This window comes from Mesorhizobium carmichaelinearum (assembly GCF_900199455.1).
Taxonomy (GTDB): Bacteria; Pseudomonadota; Alphaproteobacteria; order Rhizobiales; family Rhizobiaceae; genus Mesorhizobium; species Mesorhizobium carmichaelinearum.
In genome coordinates this window covers 212,623-227,850 of sequence record NZ_FZQR01000010.1, presented here as the reverse complement: position 1 = coordinate 227,850, position 15,228 = coordinate 212,623, and the positions used below count along the sequence as shown (strand labels likewise).

The window sequence follows — 15,228 nt, the reverse complement described above, 5'->3', positions numbered from 1 at the left end:
CATTGCGGCCTTTCATTTCCGCGCAACGCCCCCTATATTCGTTTTGTCGGCTTGACCGACTATGGCGATAAATGGGCGATGAAATAAGCCGTTCGGACCCGGGGGCGGTACCCGGCGCCTCCACCAAAAGCCGCTGTTGACGACAGAGCGGTTTTTGCTGGGGGCGAAATAGGATCGACGAAGGTGTAAAGATCGTACTTTTGCCCGGCATTGTACCACCGTCATCGGGCTAAACTTATAGTTGCCAACGACAACTATGCGGAAGCTCGTCTCGCTGCTTAATGCAGTGCGAACGCTTCAAATCAAGCCCTAGGGGTTCGCACTTCTAGGCGGGGTTCGGAGGTACCTGGCAACAGAAACCTCCACTTCTCCCCCTCTTTCAATCTGCGCCATGCGCAAGCCTTTCCATCAGTGGTAATTTGCCTATTGCACGGCTGCTTCGTGGCCAGGCTCGGACATTTTTGTCCCATGGTCCTCGGCCAGATACTGGCGAAAGAAGGCAAGTACATCCGCATTGAACGCCTTGTGGAAGGCAATGCGGTCGAAACCGGGGGCATCGATGCAAGCCGGAGATGGCTTGCGCGCGTCCTCGGGCGGACATGGCGTCAGGAATGAGAAATGCACGGCGTTGGGCACGACGTGAAAGTCGAGTGTCGGCGGCAGCAACCCAGTCAGTCGCTTCACGTCGGCGGGCGATACAGCGTCGCCACCGAACTCAGAACTCCAGAGCTGCAGCGGAACCTTGACGTCTTTCACGCTGTCGGTGGTCTGGAAAACAACGCTCAGGGGATCCGCCACCACGATCGCCTTGATGCGGAGATCGTGGGTCAGCATTTCCAGCGGCAGTTGCTTGCGCGCAGGCTCGGGCTGACCGGCCGGCGGACAGCCGACGGCAGTCGGGTCCGAACAGCGCGGCGGCAGCTTGTTGAAATCCGGATTGGCGCCGCCGATGACAAGCCCGGTATAGCCGCCTTGCGAAAATCCGAAGAAGCCGACGCGCCGGGGATCGATTTTGGCCGAATCTGCCGAGGCGCCGAGCATGAAATCTATGGTGCGCTTGATGTCGAGCGGACGCTGTCTCAGCACGCCCAGCCCATTCGCACGGCTCATATCCGCATGGTTCGCCTGCGGGTGATTGATGGCAACGACGACAAAGCCGGCATCCGCGAGCGCCTCGGCTGTGTCGTGGTGGCCGAAATACCAGCCACCATAGCCATGCGAGATGACAATGAGCGGCAATGTCCCGCCCGCGATCGGGCAATCGGGCACGGCGGGAACCAGAAATCCCTTGATCTTCACCTCGACCGCCGGGCTGGCACAAGGCGACCACATGACCGCGTCGATGGCCGGACCCGCCGCATCCCCCGGAATCTGAATGAACTTCAGGCCGGCGGCGTGAGCCGTCGTAGCCGCCAGGCTTGCCAGGGCGGCAAGAAGAAGTGTTTTCAAACGCATTTCCTGTCTCCAACTGTTCAAAGATTCCCCACGCGCAGGGTCGCAGTCCGACCCTGCGGTTCCGGCGGCATGCAGTTTGATGAAAAGCGCTGTTACCGGCGCGGTCGCGCCGGCGCCTGGCGACCGCTCAGGGCACCGTCTCGACCCTGCCGCTTCCGCTGACATGCGAATTGATTTTCGGGTTGCCGTGGATTTGCACGTTGCCGCTACCCGACACGCGGATGTCGGCCTGGTCCTGCGGAGCGATGTCGGCATTGCCGCTGCCACTGATCTGGACGCTGGCGGTCTTCGCCGTGAGCTTGGCAAAATCGCCTGAACCCGAGCCGGAGATGCGCAAGGAGAGATCCTGCACGCTGCCGCTGGCGCGCACATCGCCACTGCCGCTGATGCGCAGATCGAGCGCCTCCTGGGCGAGAGCGGCAAGCTCGAGCTTGCCGCTGCCGCTCAAGCGCCAGCTGGGGACCGCCGGACCGGTAAGCTGGACGCTGACCGGCAGGCCGTCGCAATCGAAATCGTCGTCAAAGTCGAGCACATTGCCGGACAGGCGAACATGCGAAACCGCCTCGGGATCGCCGCTGATGATGGCCTGGGATGGCGTTCCCGGGCGATAAGTGACCGTTGCCGGCAGGGCAATCTGAAACTCGCTGGAGACCGGTTCCCAGGCGAGCGTCACCGATCCGGGCTTGGTCCCGTCGCCGGAGCTGCGGCAGCTGGAGGCAAAACTCCACCAACGACCGCCTCTCCACTCGTTCCCGGCGATCGAATTCGCCAGCGACAGGCAGATCACGGCCACGGCAAGCGACAGCAAGGCGGTCCAGGCAAGCGTCTTGTTCATGTTGCACCTGTTGTTTCGCGTGGCGGCGCGCCACGGGGTTGAGTCAGGGCTGGCGTGGTTTGACCAGGCGGTAATGCAGGCGCGCATAATCCCCCAGCAGCTTGACCCCGACATTGAGGCCAAGCAGCAGCAGCGAGCCTAATCCGATGCTGGCGGCGGCGAGGCCGACAGCGGCCAGCAGACGTGCGAACGCCGTGGCCCACGATGCGAAATGCCAGAACGGCACGACGCTCAGTAGCAGCCAGACGCTGGTGACGCCGAGCGCCACGACCGCAACGCCGAGACCGAGCACGACGAAGCAGAAGACGATGAGAACCGGCAGCAGCAGAAGAATGTCGAAGGCGGCGAGCCCGGTCAGGGCAAGCAGCGCGGCGGCAACGCCGGCCGGACCACGATCGTGCTCCCAGCGCCGGATGCCCGCTTCCGCCCGCAGCTCCCGTCCCAGCCGCGCCGGATCGCCAAGTGCCTTGGCGACATCCTCTTCGCTGCGTCCCGAGGCCCGCGCCTCGTCGAAATGCGCGGCGTAGTCGGCGACGATCTCGTCGATTTCGCCCACGGACATTCCGGCCAAGCTGTTGCGCAGGGAAACCAAGAAAGCATCGCGGTTCATTCCATCTCTCCCAGGAAAAGGTCGACGGCATCGACAAAGCTGCGCCATTCTCGGCTGCGCGCCTCGTAGGCGGTCCTGCCGGCAGCAGTGAGCCGGTAATATTTGCGGGGCGGACCGCTCGTCGATTCGACGAGCCATGTCGCGACAAGCCCGTCACTCTGCATGCGCCGCATCAGCGGATAGATCGTCCCTTCCCCCATGCCGACACGCTCGGCCAGCGTGCTGGCGATCTCATAGGCATAGCTTTCCCGCTGGGCGAGCAAGGCCAGCACACAGAGTTCGAGCGCCCCCTTTTTCAGCTGGACGTCATTTGGGTCGGTCATGCTCGTTCCCGGTAAATTCAGTACACTGTATTGGAAGGTACCTTCTTATGCAAGATACCCACTTAAACGTGATACCTGCGTGACACGGCAGCGAGGCTGGTCCAACGCGGGTGTCTTTTGTAGGAATCCCGCCAACAGCATAGTGGCCGTGCGCGGAGGCGTCTGAGCGGGATGCTCCGCCTCAATTCGAATGCACCCCGCTCTGGCGTCTATACCAGCCCCTGTCCGGCCAAATCAGTCGCGCCAGCGACGGTGTCACCGGGCAAGAGCATCTCATTGTGAGCCCTGCCCGTCCGGATCATCGGAAGGCAATTGGCGAGTTCGGCAACACGGCAATCGAAGAGTACCGGCCGGTTTACATCAATCATTTCCCGGATCGCACCGTCGAGGTCGGCTGGTCTCTCACAACGCATGCCGACCGCACCGAACGCTTCGGCCAGTTTGACGAAATCAGGCAAAGCTTCGGAATAGGAGTGTGCAAGCCGGTTCCCGTGAAGCATTTGCTGCCACTGGCGAACCATGCCCATGTAAGAGTTATTCAAGATGAATATCTTGATAGGCGCATTGTATTGAACTGCCGCCGACATCTCTTTCATCGTCATCTGAACAGATGCGTCGCCGGCAATGTCGATGACGAGACTTTCCGGATGTGCGATCTGCACGCCCAACGCCGCCGGCAAGCCATAGCCCATCGTGCCGAGGCCGCCCGACGTCATCCAGCGATGCGGCTTTTCGAGGCCGTAGAGCTGGGCCGCCCACATCTGATGCTGGCCAACTTCAGTCGTGATGTAAGTGTCGCGATCCTTTGTCAGCGCGTAGAGACGCTCGACCGCATATTGCGGCATGATCACCTCGTTGCTCATCTCGTAAGCGAAGGAATTGCGTTCGCGCCAGTACGCGATCTTTTTCCACCATTCATCGAGACGGCTTCTGTCAGGGTTCCGGGACAATGCACGCCATGAGCGAACCAGGCGGCCCAAGACGTGGCCGGCGTCGCCCCGGATGCCGATATCGACGCGGACGGTCTTGTTGATCGAGGACGGATCGATGTCGACGTGGATCTTCCGGGAATTCGGCGAAAAAGCCTCCACGCGCGAGGTCACACGGTCATCGAAGCGAGCGCCGATGCAAAGCATGACGTCGCATTCGTGCATGACCATGTTCGCCTCGTAAGATCCGTGCAGGCCGACCATTTTCAGCCAGTTCTTGCCGGATGCCGGATATGCGCCAAGCCCCATGAGGGTCGAGGTGATTGGAAGATCAGTCAGATCGACGAATTCCCGCAACAGTCTCGAAGCTTCCGTGCCGGAATTGATGACGCCGCCACCGGTATAGATGACGGGACGACGGGCATTGGCCATCAACTCTATCGCCTTGCCGATCTGGTCGATGTCGTCTTCCACCTTCGGCCGACAGGCTTTCGCTGCGGCGGTATCCGAGGGCGGTGTATAGATGCCGGTGGCAAACAGAACATCCTTTGGCATGTCGACGAGGACAGGTCCCGGTCGCCCAGACTTGGCGATACGAAACGCCCTGTGGATTGTTGACGCCAGTTCATTGACGTCTTTGACCAGGCAGTTGTGCTTGGTGCAGGGCCGTGTGATGCCGACCGTATCGCACTCCTGAAAGGCATCGGAGCCGATCAGCGTTGTCGGCACCTGTCCTGACAGACAGACGATCGGCACGGAATCCATTAGCGCATCTTGCAGCGGCGTCACCGCATTTGTCGTGCCTGGGCCTGATGTGACGAGCATGACGCCAACTTTGCCCGTGGACCGCGCATAGCCTTCAGCGGCATGGCCCGCCCCTTGCTCATGGCGCACGAGGATATGCTTGATGTCATCCTGCTGGAATATCTCGTCGTAGATCGGCAGTATGGCGGCGCCGGGATAGCCGAAGATATGCTCAACGCCATTGTCTCTAAGTGCGTGGAGAACGATCTCCGCGCCCGTCATACAATTGTTCGCGGTCTGAGTGGGATTCTCGCCCGTCATGGTTCTGATCCGTGGTGTGTTGCGTGATGAGGATGATTGACGGGGCATCGCCCGGATTTCGGGCATAAAAAAAGGCCCCGTCAGGAGCCTGCTTACCGCGCATGGGTGGCTGTCGCCGGATGGTTACACCATCCTGCCCATGCGCTTTCCTACCACCACAAGAACCGTTGCGATCATCATGACCATCGCTGCTACAGAGGAAACCGCGCGTCGTCAACGCCTTTTCGGAGGGCTGTCGATCGCCTGTCTGGCGTCGATCACAAAAGACCGGGTACGACCCGGCCTTCTGTTCTCATCGTCGAAAGACTCCTACTCCGCCGGCGCCTCGACCGCCTCACGCGACCGGCCGAGCGTGACCTTAGCCAGTGTGAAGGAAATCACCGCGCAGAGCGTGATGCCGGCGACCATCGGCAGCGGCGTGCCGTCGAAGAACACGCCGGCAACCCCCATGGCAAGCGCGCCGATGGCGAAGTGCAGCGTACCCATCAGCGCCGAGGCCGTGCCGGCGATCTCGCCATGTTCTTCCATGGCCAGCACCGAGGTGGTCGGGATGACCAGGCCGAGAAAGCCGTAGCCGACGAACAGCAGGGCCGCCATCACGTCAAGCCGGTCGACGCCCGTCGCCATGATCGCCAACAGCACCACCATCGTCGACGCATAGCCGGTGACTGCCACCCACACCACGCGCTTCAGCCCGAAGCGCCCGGCCAGCAGCCCCGTCAGCTGCGACATGCCGATGAAGGCCACCGCATTGATCGAGAAGAACACGCTGTAGACCGAAGGCGACAGCCCGTAGTGGTCGATCAGGATGAAGGACGAGCTCGACAGATAGACGAAGAAGCTCGCAATGCCGAAGCCGGCGATCGCCACCAGGCCAAGGAAGTTGCGGTCGCCCATCAGGAAGCGGTAACCGGCGAGCGCCGTGCCGAGGGAGGAACCGACGCGTTCTTCAGCCGGCCGCGTCTCCTTGAGCGAGGTCGCGAGCAGGATGGTGGCAAGGGCGGCCGCACCGGTGACCGTCCAGAACACGGCACGCCAGCCGAAATTTTCGATGATCTGGCTGCCGGTCAGCGGCGCCAGGATCGGCGACACCGAAAACACCAGCATCAGCAAGGACATCAGCTTGGCGGCCTCATTGCCGGTGTGCAGGTCACGCACGATGGCGCGTGGAATGGCCATGCCGGCGCTGGCGCCGAGGCCCTGCAGGAAGCGGAAGGCGATCAGCCACTCGATGGTCGGCGCCATTGCCGAACCGATGCCGCCGACCATGAACAGCGCAAGGCCGCCATAGAGCGGCAGCTTGCGTCCGACCATGTCGGAGATCGGTCCAACGACGATCTGGCCAAAACCCATCGACAGGAAGAAGATCAGCAGGCTCATCTGCACGGCGGCGGTGCCGGCGTGCAGATCCGCGCCGATCGACGGCAGTGCGGGGAGGTACATATCGATCGCGAAGGGGCCGATGGCGGACAAAAGGCCGAGCACGACCGCGATGCGGAGGAATTTGGGACTCATGATATTGGCTTCTTTCGAAATCTGGTCGCCGCCGCCAGGCGACGTCTAACCCTAGGACGTTGCATCCCGTGAGAGTCCGACACTTAAGGAGCGAGTTCTATTCGTCCCCGGTGCGAAATCTCTTTATCGTATGTCCACAAAATTAGACACTCTTGTCTAAATCGTCAACCACCTCTATATAGATTTTCATGAGAGCGAACGTTTCTCCTGACATTTTCCCGCCACGCGGCCACGAGGCCAAGCGCCTGTCGATTGTCGACGCCGCTGCCGGCGTGTTCTGCCGCGAAGGCTTTGCCGGCGCCAATATCGATCTGATCGCCGCCGAGGCCGGCGTGTCGCGCCAGACCGTCTACAATCACCATGGCGACAAGGAAAAGCTCTTCATGGCCGTGGTGCGCGACCTCACCGAGCGCTGCAATGCCGGTATTTTCGCCACCATTGCCACCTTTCCCGATCAGCCCGGCGACCTCGAAGCGGACCTGATCGGCTTCGCCGTGCGGCTGAATCAGAACTGCATCTGCAACCGCGACGGAAAATTCCTGCGCAAGCTGATCCAGACCGCGGGTGAGCGCTACCCCGAATTGTTCGCCGAGTGGCGCGAACAGGGTCCGGGCAGGACATGGCCGGCAATCGCCGCCCGCTTCGCCCGCCTCGCCTATGGCGGCCACCTCACCATCGACGACCCCGACGTCGCGGCGCGCCAGTTTCTCGGCCTGGTCAATGCCGAACTGCAGACCACCTTCATGCTCGGCGGCACGCCGCGCGAGGACGAGGTGGTGCAATCGGCGACGAATGGCGTGCGCACTTTCCTGCGCGCTTTCGGCAAGCGCCCTGCCCCGGGCAGCGTCAAAAAGCACACTGCGCTGGCTAACGCATAACATTTGCGGTTGCCGCCAGGCCGCCCTGCCGATCAAATCGTTGGCAATAGTTCTCGCTTCGACGCGGCGGTGGGCTATATCAGGTTTACGCCGCGCTCAAGCTTGATTACAGCTATGCGGACGATTCAACGGAACCCGACCACCACATGGCCGACGACCACATCCGCTACGACATTCTGGCCCAGGAGGCGTTGCGCGGCGTCATGCGCAAGGTCCTGGCAGAGGTCGCGCGCACCGGCCTCCCCGGCAACCATCATTTCTTCATCACCTTCCTGACCGGCGCGCCCGGCGTGCGCGTGTCGTCGCGCCTGCGCGAGCGCTATCCCGAGCAGATGACCATCGTCATCCAGTTCCAGTATTGGGACCTGAAGGTAACGGATACCGGCTTCGAGGTCGGCCTGTCCTTCTCCGACGTGCCGGAGAAACTGGAAATCCCGTTCTCGGCCGTGCGCGGCTTCTATGACCCCTCGGTCAATTTCGAGCTCGAGTTCGACGTCAAGACCGACGCGCAGCCTGAGGAGGAACCGGCCCAGCCTGCGCCCGAGCCGCTGACCATCGTCTCCGAAAAGAAGCCGAAGGCTGAGAAGAAGGCCGCCGCCGAAGCGGAGAAAAAGCCCGCCGCGGCCGAGGCCGGCACCAAGGGCGCCGAAGTGGTTTCGCTCGACGCCTTCCGCAAGAAATAGGCTCGCGGGCCATGGCCGACATCGTCAACCTCCGCCAGATTCGAAAGCTGAAGGCGCGGGACGAGAAGACGCGCGTCGCCGAACAGAACCGGGCCCTGCATGGTCGTTCCAAGGCGGACAAGCAACGTGACCTCCTGATCGCCGACAAGGCCGGCAAATTTGTCGCCGGCCACCGCCTCGATCCATCAGGCAAGGACAAGCAATGAGCTGTCGGCCGTGAGCGTTGTCGAAAAGCGCTCGGTGACCATTCGCGGCCATCGCACCAGCTATTCCCTCGAAAAACCCTTCTATGACGATCTCGTCGCCATCGCGGCGGCGAGAAAGCTGACACTTGCCGCCCTCGTCGCCCAAGTTGACGAGACACGGCCCCGTGACACCAACCTGTCCTCGGCGCTGCGGCTGCATGTGCTGGAGTGGGCAAAGCGCGGAACGAGTTTCTAAATTAGACGCCCTCGACCGCGTCCGTCTTTTTCCCGCGCCTGGTGCCGAAGCCAAGCAAGGTCGAGCGCTCGCGCTCCTCGGCCTGTTTCCGCGACCGCACGCGCATCAGATCCTTCCAGCCGACATAGCCGATCAGTTGCAGGCTTTCGCGGGTCACGACCGGTAGATGCGAGACATTGGCCATCAACAGCTTGTCGGACAGGCCTTCGAGATATTCGTCGGGATAGGCGAGCGTCACCTTGCTTCCGACAAGCAGTTCGCCAAGCGTCGTCGTCCTGTGCTTGCCGGCACGGCGCCAGCGCAGGATCGCCGGCGGATCGATGAGGCCGAGCACCTGCCTGTTCTCATCGATGACCGGGAAGCTCGGATGCCGGGTTTCCGGCGCGGTCAGGAACGCCGCCGCGCCATGCAGCGTCATCGTCGCCGGCACGCTCTCGACCTGCGCCGTCATCACCTCGCGCACCCTGGTTAGCGCGAAGGGATCGACGCGATATTCGCGCACCAAATGATGCCCTCGCCTTGCAACCTTTTCGGTCAGGATCGAACGCTTCATCAAAAGCACGGTCACGGCATGCGCCGTGGCGCAGGCCGCGATCAAGGGAACAAGGACATGCGTGTTGCCGGTCAGTTCCACGGCGAAAAACGTCGCCGTCAGCGGCGCCCGCATCGTGCCGCCCATCGTGGCGGCCATGGCCAGCAGCGCCCAGAAACCCGGATCCGCCGCCGGCAGGAATCCGCCGAGCACGGCGCCCATCGCACCACCCATGATCAGCAGCGGCGCCAACACGCCGCCGGAAGTCCCTGAACCGAGCGCCACCGACCAGATGATGGCCTTGACCACCAACAGCATCAGCGCAGCGGCGGCAAGCGTGCGGCCATCCAGCATATCGGCAATGTTGTCATAGCCGACGCCGAGCGCCCGCGGCTCGATCAAGCCGCCGATGCCGACCACCAGGCCGCCGATCATCGGCCACCACATCCAATGGATCGGCAATTTCTGGAAGGCGTCCTCGCAGGCATAGACCATCTGGGTGAGCAGCCCCGACAGCAGGCCGGCGCAGATGCCGACCGTAACCCAGCCGCCAAGCCCGACGAACGACACCTGCATGCCGCCCTGAAACGGAAAGATCGGCCCGGGCAAATGCAGCGCGGTGCGCTCGACCTCGGCAATGATCGCGGCAACCGCCACGGGGATGAAGGAGCGCGGCGTCCATTCGAACAGCAGCAGTTCCACCGCCAGCATGATGGCCGCGATCGGCGTGCCGAACACGGTGGTCATGCCGGCCGCGGCACCCGCCACCAGCAGCGTCTTGCGTTCGTTGTCGCTGACCGGCAGCATCTGCGCGATCAGTGAGCCGATCGCGCCGCCGGTCATGATGATCGGCCCTTCGGCGCCAAATGGTCCGCCGGAGCCGATGGAGATCGCCGACGACAGCGGCTTCAGGATCGCCACCTTGGCGCCGAGTTTTGAACGCCCGAGCAGGATCGCCTCGATCGCCTCGGGAATGCCATGGCCGCGGATTTTCTCGCTGCCGTAGCGTGCCATCAGGCCGATGATCAGCGCACCGATCACCGGCACCACCACCGCGGCAAGCCCAAGCGGCGTATCCTGCAATTTCAGATCGGCGAGCGTGAACTGGCCGAAATAGGCAATGTTGGTGGCAAGCCGGATCAGTTTCAAAAGCACGATGCCGGCGAACAGCGCCGCCGTGGCCACCACCACGGCTATGGTCGCAATGGTCAGCACGCGCGCGTCGGTGGTGAAATCCCTGAGATGGCTGTTTTCGGAGCGCTTCATGGCTGGCTTTCTGGCGGCGGCCGGATCTTGGATATGCCGGCACGGCGAAGACGCCAGCCGGCTTTGTCGGCTCGCTATGTATCGTAACACGATATAAATTCAAGCTGGTTTTGCAGCAAAACCGTTGAGCCTTTGGACGGAATGGAACAAATGTCTGGAATGACGCAGCCCAAAAAATCTCGCCCCGCCATCAAACAGGCCGACTACGAGCGGCTGTCCGAGTTTCGCTATCTGATCCGCCGCTTCCTCGAATTCAGCCAGTTGCAGGCGGAAGACGCCGGGCTGAGGCCGCGCCAGCACCAGGCGCTGCTGGCGATCAAGGGCTATCCGGGCGGTGGACCGGTGACGGTCGGCGATCTGGCCGAGCGCCTGCGCATCCGCCATCACAGCGCCGTCGAACTGGTCAACCGCCTGAGCGAAGCCGGGCTGGTTGTGCGGGATCAGGACAAGGACGACCATCGCCGCGTGCTGCTGCGGCTGACCGAGCGCGCCGACGATTGCCTGGCCGAGTTGTCGGCCACGCATCTCGACGAGCTTTCGCGCATCGAACCCATGCTGAGGCGCCTGCTCGATCAGGGCCGTGAGTGACGCCCAGGGGTCTTGCGCCGGCACGAGGAAGGCCTCGCACCTACTGCCCTACTGCCCTACTGCCCTACTGCCCTACTGCCCTACTGCAACGACTTCAACAAATTATCGACCGTGAACGGATTGGACTTAGGCTTGGTCGGCGGCGGATTGTCATTGGCCTCCGGCAGCGGCGCGCGCTCGACCTTGGGCGCCTGTTCCGCCGCCTTGCGCTCGGCCTCGAGCCTGGCCTTTTCCTGCGTAGCGATGCGCATCGCCTCTTCCGCCTTCTGGCGCTCCTGCTCGGCCTGCGCCTTGGCCGCCTCGTCGGCGGCCTGCTGTTCCGCCGCGGCCTTGGCGTCGGCTTCGGCTTTGGCCTTCGCGTCGGCATCGGCTTTCGCCTTGGCGTCGGCATCAGCCTTGGCTTTCGCTTCCGCGTCGGCCTTCGCCTTGGCCTCCGCTTCAGCCTGCGCCTGGGCCTCGGCCTCCGCTTTCGCCTTGGCGTCGGCCTCGGCTTTCAGCCGCGCCGCCTCTTCCTGCTGGCGCAATTCCTCCGCGGCCTTGTCGCGCGCGTCCTGCAGTGCCGCGTAATAGCGCACCTCGCGCCGCAGCCGCTGCTTCTCCAGCAACGCCGCCTGCATCGCCTCGACGCGCTGCTGCTCTTTCTCCAGCGCACGCTGGGTCAGGAACTGCGCCAAAGGCTCGCTATCAAACTGCCGCTTGACGGCGCCGAATGGTCCTTCAGCGGTGAAATTGACGACCGGCTCGGAGCCGACCAGCGCCTCGTCGCCGGGCCGGTAGGTGATGGCGCCCTTGGCGGAAACCGTGCTGGTGTTGAGATCGGCCGTGATGTCGGCGGACAAGGTCGCGGTCGGATTTTCGAGGCTGATCGGCGGAGCCCGCAGCGTGCCGCCGGCAATTGTGAACGCGATGTCGGCGTCCTTGGCGGGGAAATTGCCAGCGGCGGCGATATCGGGCGCAAAGCCCGCGGTCTTGGCCGCATCGATGTCGCGTCCGATCGCATCCGCCTTGGCAAGGAAGGCGCTGAACGCATCGGGATTGACGCCGGCGACCTGCAAACCCCTGAGCGCCGCCGTGCCGGAACCCGAAAGGGCGGCGATCATCGCATCGACCGACTTGCCACTGGTCGACAGCGTCGTCGAGAAATCGCCGCTGCCGCCAATGCCGGCGTCCGGCAGTACATTTGCCAGATCAGCCCCCGCCAGCTTCATCTGGCCGGTGAAAAGGCCAGTGCCGTCCGTGTTCTTCAACTCGAACAGCCCGGTCAGCGCCCCGCCAAGGAGTTTCGCCTTGAGGTCGGAGACGCGGATGCCTTCCTGGTCGAGCTTCAGCGAAAGAGAAGCATCATAGGCGGTGGCGAGCGGTCCGGCGGCAAGGGCGGCCGTCGTCAGGTCAAGGTCGGCGGTGAACGGCAGGCTGGATTTCTGGCTGAAGGGTGCTGCCGGCCAGGCGCCGCCCTTGGCGCTCGCGCCCTTGTCGACCGCATTTTTGCCGGCCCCATTTTTGTCAGCCCCATTCTTATCAGCAAGGAAAGCCGAATCGCCGAACAGCGCCACCGCCATCGGATCGAGGTCGAGCTCGTCGAGCACCAGCGCACCGGCCAGATGCGGCACGCCGTCCTTGACGTCGACATTGATGTCGCCGGACACCGCCGCCTCGTTGATGGCGCCGCCGACATTGTCCAGCACCAGCAGACCGTTGCCGTAATCGCCTTGTGCCGCGAGCGATGTCGACATGCCAGCCCCCATGCCCGGCAGACCGATGCCTGTCGTCATCAGCCAGGGTTCGATATCGGCGGCATCGAGGTTGATCTTGCCCTTGGCGGTCGGGCCTTGCGGCGTATCGGCAACCGTCCCTTCGAAGCCAGCCTTGAAGTCGTTGCCGGCAAGACTGAAAGTCGTCGCCAGGCCACCGCCAAATGTGCCCTTGGCCTGGATATCCGTGGTTGCCTCGCCCAGCATGCCGAGCGGCAGCGCGGGCAGGCCGTAAAGCGCCAGCAGCACGGTCGCGTCGGGGTTCTTGGCGTTGAAGGTCAGTGTCACCGGCGCGTCGAGAAGCTTGTCCGGCGCCCCCTTCCCCGACAGCGAAGCCGAAAAAGCCGAGCCGCCAGCCTTGCCCTGTCCGCTCACCGCCAGGCCCGTCGTGCCATCGCCATTGTCGGCGGCACTTGCCACGAGGTCGACGCGTGCGTCCTGGAACAGGTCCGGATAGGCAGCCGCACGGCTCGCCAGCCCCTTCAGCACCGCATTGTCGGGATAATGCTGCGCGACGACGTCGATCAGCGGCTTCAGATCGACAGCGACAACCGATGCATCGAGCTTGCCGGTCGGGCTCGCCGGAAAATCCTTGATCCGGCCCGTCGCGCTAATCGAGGCGCCGGCCAGCCCGCCGAGCGAGAGCCGGTCGACTTCAAGCAAGCCGTCGCGCAGCCGGAGCGCGGTGTCGACCGTGTCGGCGGTCAAACCGCCGGCGCTGACCGGGCCGGCCTTGATCTGGAAATCGAGATCGCTGTTGGCAAAACGGTTGGCGCCCTTGTCGCTGACGAAGATCGAGGCGAAGGCCGCCAGCCCGTCGACATCGAGTTCACCGCCCTCGAGCCGCATCAGCACCGATGGCTTTGCGTCGTCAGGTTGGCTGGAATCGATGCGGCCGGAAAACTTCGCCTTGCCGAGGATCAATTCGAGATCGCTGAAGGATTGATGGTTTTCAGCGAGATCGACCTTGGCCTTGAAGCCGGCGGCGGGCAGACGGCGGATCGCCTCGTCGACATCCCTGGACAGCCAGGCGGCAAAACCAGACGGTTGCGCCACGGCCAGCAGCAACGAGCCGGTGAAGCCGAAATGGCCCTGCACGTTGAGCGCAAGCATGCCATCGGCTTCCAGCGTGGTGCGACCGGGCAAGGTCGCGGCAAGCGATTTGATCGACCAGCCGCTCTCAACGGGCTCGGCGGAGAGATGCACGTCACGCACCGTCGTGTCACCCGCCACCACCGCCGGCAGCTTGACCTCGACGGTGCCGGGGATGGTCGGCTTCGGCAGATCGAGCAACGCCTGCTCCAGCCCGGCAATACGTTGATCCAGTGTCAGGCCGGCGCCGGCCTGGGCCCCCACCGCCTCGTCGAACTGCACCTGCGCGCCATTGGCCTCGATGGCGAAGTTCGGCTTCTGGCCGAGATCGACCGAGGCCTTGCCGTCGGCGGTGTAGGGATTGTCCAGTGGGCCGGTCTCGAAACGGAATTCGTCGACACCAAGCTTCTGGTGGTCGAGCGAGAACTTGCCATTCAGCCGGAAGCCCGGATCGGGCTTGCCGGCGCTGACCTTCACCGTCTCGCCATCGGTGCCGCGCAATTGGGCTGAATTCTTATCGGCGCCGGAGATCTTGAACTGGCCGGAATAGACGGCGGCACCCTTGACGATGCCGGCATTGCCGTCGGTTTCGATGACCAGCGGATAGGCGTCAGGATCGGCCTTCAGCCGCAGCCGCATCTGTCCATTACCCTCGGCCTTGCCGGTCGACGCCGCGACGGTGGTGCGCAATCCGTCCAGCCGCAGCGTGCCGTCCATGCGCCACGGACCGGCCAGCGACTTGGCCGAAATGGTCGAGTTGATCTCGGAAAAGATATGGCTGCGTCCGCCCGCGGCATGGCGCAGTTCGATCTGCCCTTCCGTCACCGTCAGCTTCTCGATCGAGATCTGGTTGAGGTCGAAGGGCGAGGACGGCCGCATCGCCCAGTCCACCGTCCCATCCCTGGCAATGTCGATCGTCGCCTTCGGCCGTACCAGCCGCATATCGAAGATCAGCACCTCGCCGCGCAGGAAGGGCGCCAGTTCCGCATCCATCGAAAACGTCTCGACGGTCATCGCCGGCTGGCCGTTGGGGCCGCCGGCGACGGCGACGTTGGAGAAGGTCACCGAGGGGAACGGCAGCAGCCTGGCAGTCGCATCGCCCTGCACGGTCACCTTGCGGCCGAGGATAGCACTCGCCTCGCGCTCGAACTCGGCGCGGTAGCCGGTCCAGTCGACAAAGTACGGCACCACCAGCGCCGCGCACAGCACCAGCACAAACAGGCCACCGAAGATCACGAACAGGCGTGCGAGCATCAGCTCCGAAC

13 protein-coding genes and 1 other RNA gene are annotated in these 15,228 nt (G+C 63.3%); 6 read left to right on the top strand and 8 right to left on the bottom strand.

The genetic code is table 11. The features are described 5' to 3' along the window. The first annotated feature begins 6 nt into the window (after positions 1-6). Positions 7-367: a transfer-messenger RNA gene (gene ssrA / locus CKW40_RS23410) on the top strand. Positions 368-423: 56 nt separating this feature from the next. On the opposite strand, the gene CKW40_RS23405 is transcribed toward ssrA, so the two are convergent. The 6 genes from CKW40_RS23405 to CKW40_RS23380 all read right to left on the bottom strand — a co-directional run bounded on the left by CKW40_RS23405 (position 424) and on the right by CKW40_RS23380 (position 6,732). Beyond that, the gene (locus CKW40_RS23405; protein WP_095202215.1) at positions 424-1,455 is read right to left on the bottom strand and encodes an alpha/beta hydrolase family protein; all 1,032 of its coding nucleotides are present in this window, start codon (positions 1,453-1,455) and stop codon (positions 424-426) included. Positions 1,456-1,582: 127 nt separating this feature from the next. After that, positions 1,583-2,290, bottom strand: a complete 708-nt coding sequence (locus CKW40_RS23400) for a GIN domain-containing protein (RefSeq protein WP_179298080.1) — start codon at positions 2,288-2,290, stop codon at positions 1,583-1,585. A gap of 43 nt (positions 2,291-2,333) precedes the next feature. Then, the gene (locus CKW40_RS23395) at positions 2,334-2,900 is read right to left on the bottom strand and encodes a DUF1700 domain-containing protein (protein ID WP_095202213.1); all 567 of its coding nucleotides are present in this window, start codon (positions 2,898-2,900) and stop codon (positions 2,334-2,336) included. Next, positions 2,897-3,223, bottom strand: coding sequence for a PadR family transcriptional regulator (locus CKW40_RS23390; RefSeq protein WP_095202212.1), 327 nt, complete (start codon positions 3,221-3,223; stop codon positions 2,897-2,899). Before CKW40_RS23390 ends, CKW40_RS23395 begins: the two co-directional genes overlap by 4 nt. A gap of 209 nt (positions 3,224-3,432) precedes the next feature. After that, entirely contained in the window at positions 3,433-5,217 is a 1,785-nt protein-coding gene (locus tag CKW40_RS23385) for an acetolactate synthase 3 large subunit (protein ID WP_095202211.1), read from the bottom strand. Positions 5,218-5,526: 309 nt separating this feature from the next. Next, positions 5,527-6,732: a multidrug effflux MFS transporter gene (locus CKW40_RS23380; RefSeq protein WP_095202210.1), complete on the bottom strand. Its 1,206-nt coding sequence runs from the start codon at positions 6,730-6,732 to the stop codon at positions 5,527-5,529. Between the two features lie 188 nt (positions 6,733-6,920). Here CKW40_RS23380 and CKW40_RS23375 point away from each other — a divergent pair, with 188 nt between their 5' ends. The 4 genes from CKW40_RS23375 to CKW40_RS23360 all read left to right on the top strand — a co-directional run bounded on the left by CKW40_RS23375 (position 6,921) and on the right by CKW40_RS23360 (position 8,734). Continuing rightward, positions 6,921-7,610, top strand: coding sequence for a TetR/AcrR family transcriptional regulator (locus tag CKW40_RS23375; protein ID WP_095202209.1), 690 nt, complete (start codon positions 6,921-6,923; stop codon positions 7,608-7,610). Positions 7,611-7,756: 146 nt separating this feature from the next. Further along, positions 7,757-8,293: an SspB family protein gene (locus tag CKW40_RS23370; protein WP_095202208.1), complete on the top strand. Its 537-nt coding sequence runs from the start codon at positions 7,757-7,759 to the stop codon at positions 8,291-8,293. A gap of 11 nt (positions 8,294-8,304) precedes the next feature. Further along, the gene (locus tag CKW40_RS23365) at positions 8,305-8,499 is read left to right on the top strand and encodes a DUF4169 family protein (RefSeq protein ID WP_095202207.1); all 195 of its coding nucleotides are present in this window, start codon (positions 8,305-8,307) and stop codon (positions 8,497-8,499) included. Positions 8,500-8,509: 10 nt separating this feature from the next. Next, a complete protein-coding gene (locus tag CKW40_RS23360; protein ID WP_095202206.1) occupies positions 8,510-8,734 on the top strand; it encodes a ribbon-helix-helix domain-containing protein in 225 nt (74 codons plus the stop codon). Position 8,735: 1 nt separating this feature from the next. Here the strand turns inward: CKW40_RS23360 and CKW40_RS23355 are convergent, their stop codons facing one another. Then, the gene (locus tag CKW40_RS23355) at positions 8,736-10,532 is read right to left on the bottom strand and encodes a chloride channel protein (RefSeq protein ID WP_095202205.1); all 1,797 of its coding nucleotides are present in this window, start codon (positions 10,530-10,532) and stop codon (positions 8,736-8,738) included. A 150-nt stretch (positions 10,533-10,682) separates the two neighbouring features. Between CKW40_RS23355 and CKW40_RS23350 the strand changes: the two genes are divergently transcribed. After that, a complete protein-coding gene (locus tag CKW40_RS23350; protein WP_095202300.1) occupies positions 10,683-11,120 on the top strand; it encodes a MarR family winged helix-turn-helix transcriptional regulator in 438 nt (145 codons plus the stop codon). An 80-nt stretch (positions 11,121-11,200) separates the two neighbouring features. Here the strand turns inward: CKW40_RS23350 and CKW40_RS23345 are convergent, their stop codons facing one another. Then, positions 11,201-15,217, bottom strand: a complete 4,017-nt coding sequence (locus tag CKW40_RS23345) for an AsmA family protein (RefSeq protein ID WP_095202204.1) — start codon at positions 15,215-15,217, stop codon at positions 11,201-11,203. Positions 15,218-15,228 lie beyond the last annotated feature (11 nt).

Bases quoted from the DNA above. Each gene is read 5' to 3' on its own strand.
- CKW40_RS23365 (WP_095202207.1), top strand. From the start codon at position 8,305: ATGGCCGACATCGTCAACCTCCGCCAGATTCGAAAGCTGAAGGCGCGG.
- CKW40_RS23345 (WP_095202204.1), bottom strand. From the start codon at position 15,217: ATGCTCGCACGCCTGTTCGTGATCTTCGGTGGCCTGTTTGTGCTGGTG.
- CKW40_RS23350 (WP_095202300.1), top strand. From the start codon at position 10,683: ATGTCTGGAATGACGCAGCCCAAAAAATCTCGCCCCGCCATCAAACAG.
- CKW40_RS23385 (WP_095202211.1), bottom strand. From the start codon at position 5,217: ATGACGGGCGAGAATCCCACTCAGACCGCGAACAATTGTATGACGGGC.
- CKW40_RS23355 (WP_095202205.1), bottom strand. From the start codon at position 10,532: ATGAAGCGCTCCGAAAACAGCCATCTCAGGGATTTCACCACCGACGCG.
- CKW40_RS23380 (WP_095202210.1), bottom strand. From the start codon at position 6,732: ATGAGTCCCAAATTCCTCCGCATCGCGGTCGTGCTCGGCCTTTTGTCC.
- CKW40_RS23370 (WP_095202208.1), top strand. From the start codon at position 7,757: ATGGCCGACGACCACATCCGCTACGACATTCTGGCCCAGGAGGCGTTG.
- CKW40_RS23400 (WP_179298080.1), bottom strand. From the start codon at position 2,290: ATGAACAAGACGCTTGCCTGGACCGCCTTGCTGTCGCTTGCCGTGGCC.
- CKW40_RS23375 (WP_095202209.1), top strand. From the start codon at position 6,921: ATGAGAGCGAACGTTTCTCCTGACATTTTCCCGCCACGCGGCCACGAG.
- CKW40_RS23405 (WP_095202215.1), bottom strand. From the start codon at position 1,455: ATGCGTTTGAAAACACTTCTTCTTGCCGCCCTGGCAAGCCTGGCGGCT.
- CKW40_RS23390 (WP_095202212.1), bottom strand. From the start codon at position 3,223: ATGACCGACCCAAATGACGTCCAGCTGAAAAAGGGGGCGCTCGAACTC.
- CKW40_RS23395 (WP_095202213.1), bottom strand. From the start codon at position 2,900: ATGAACCGCGATGCTTTCTTGGTTTCCCTGCGCAACAGCTTGGCCGGA.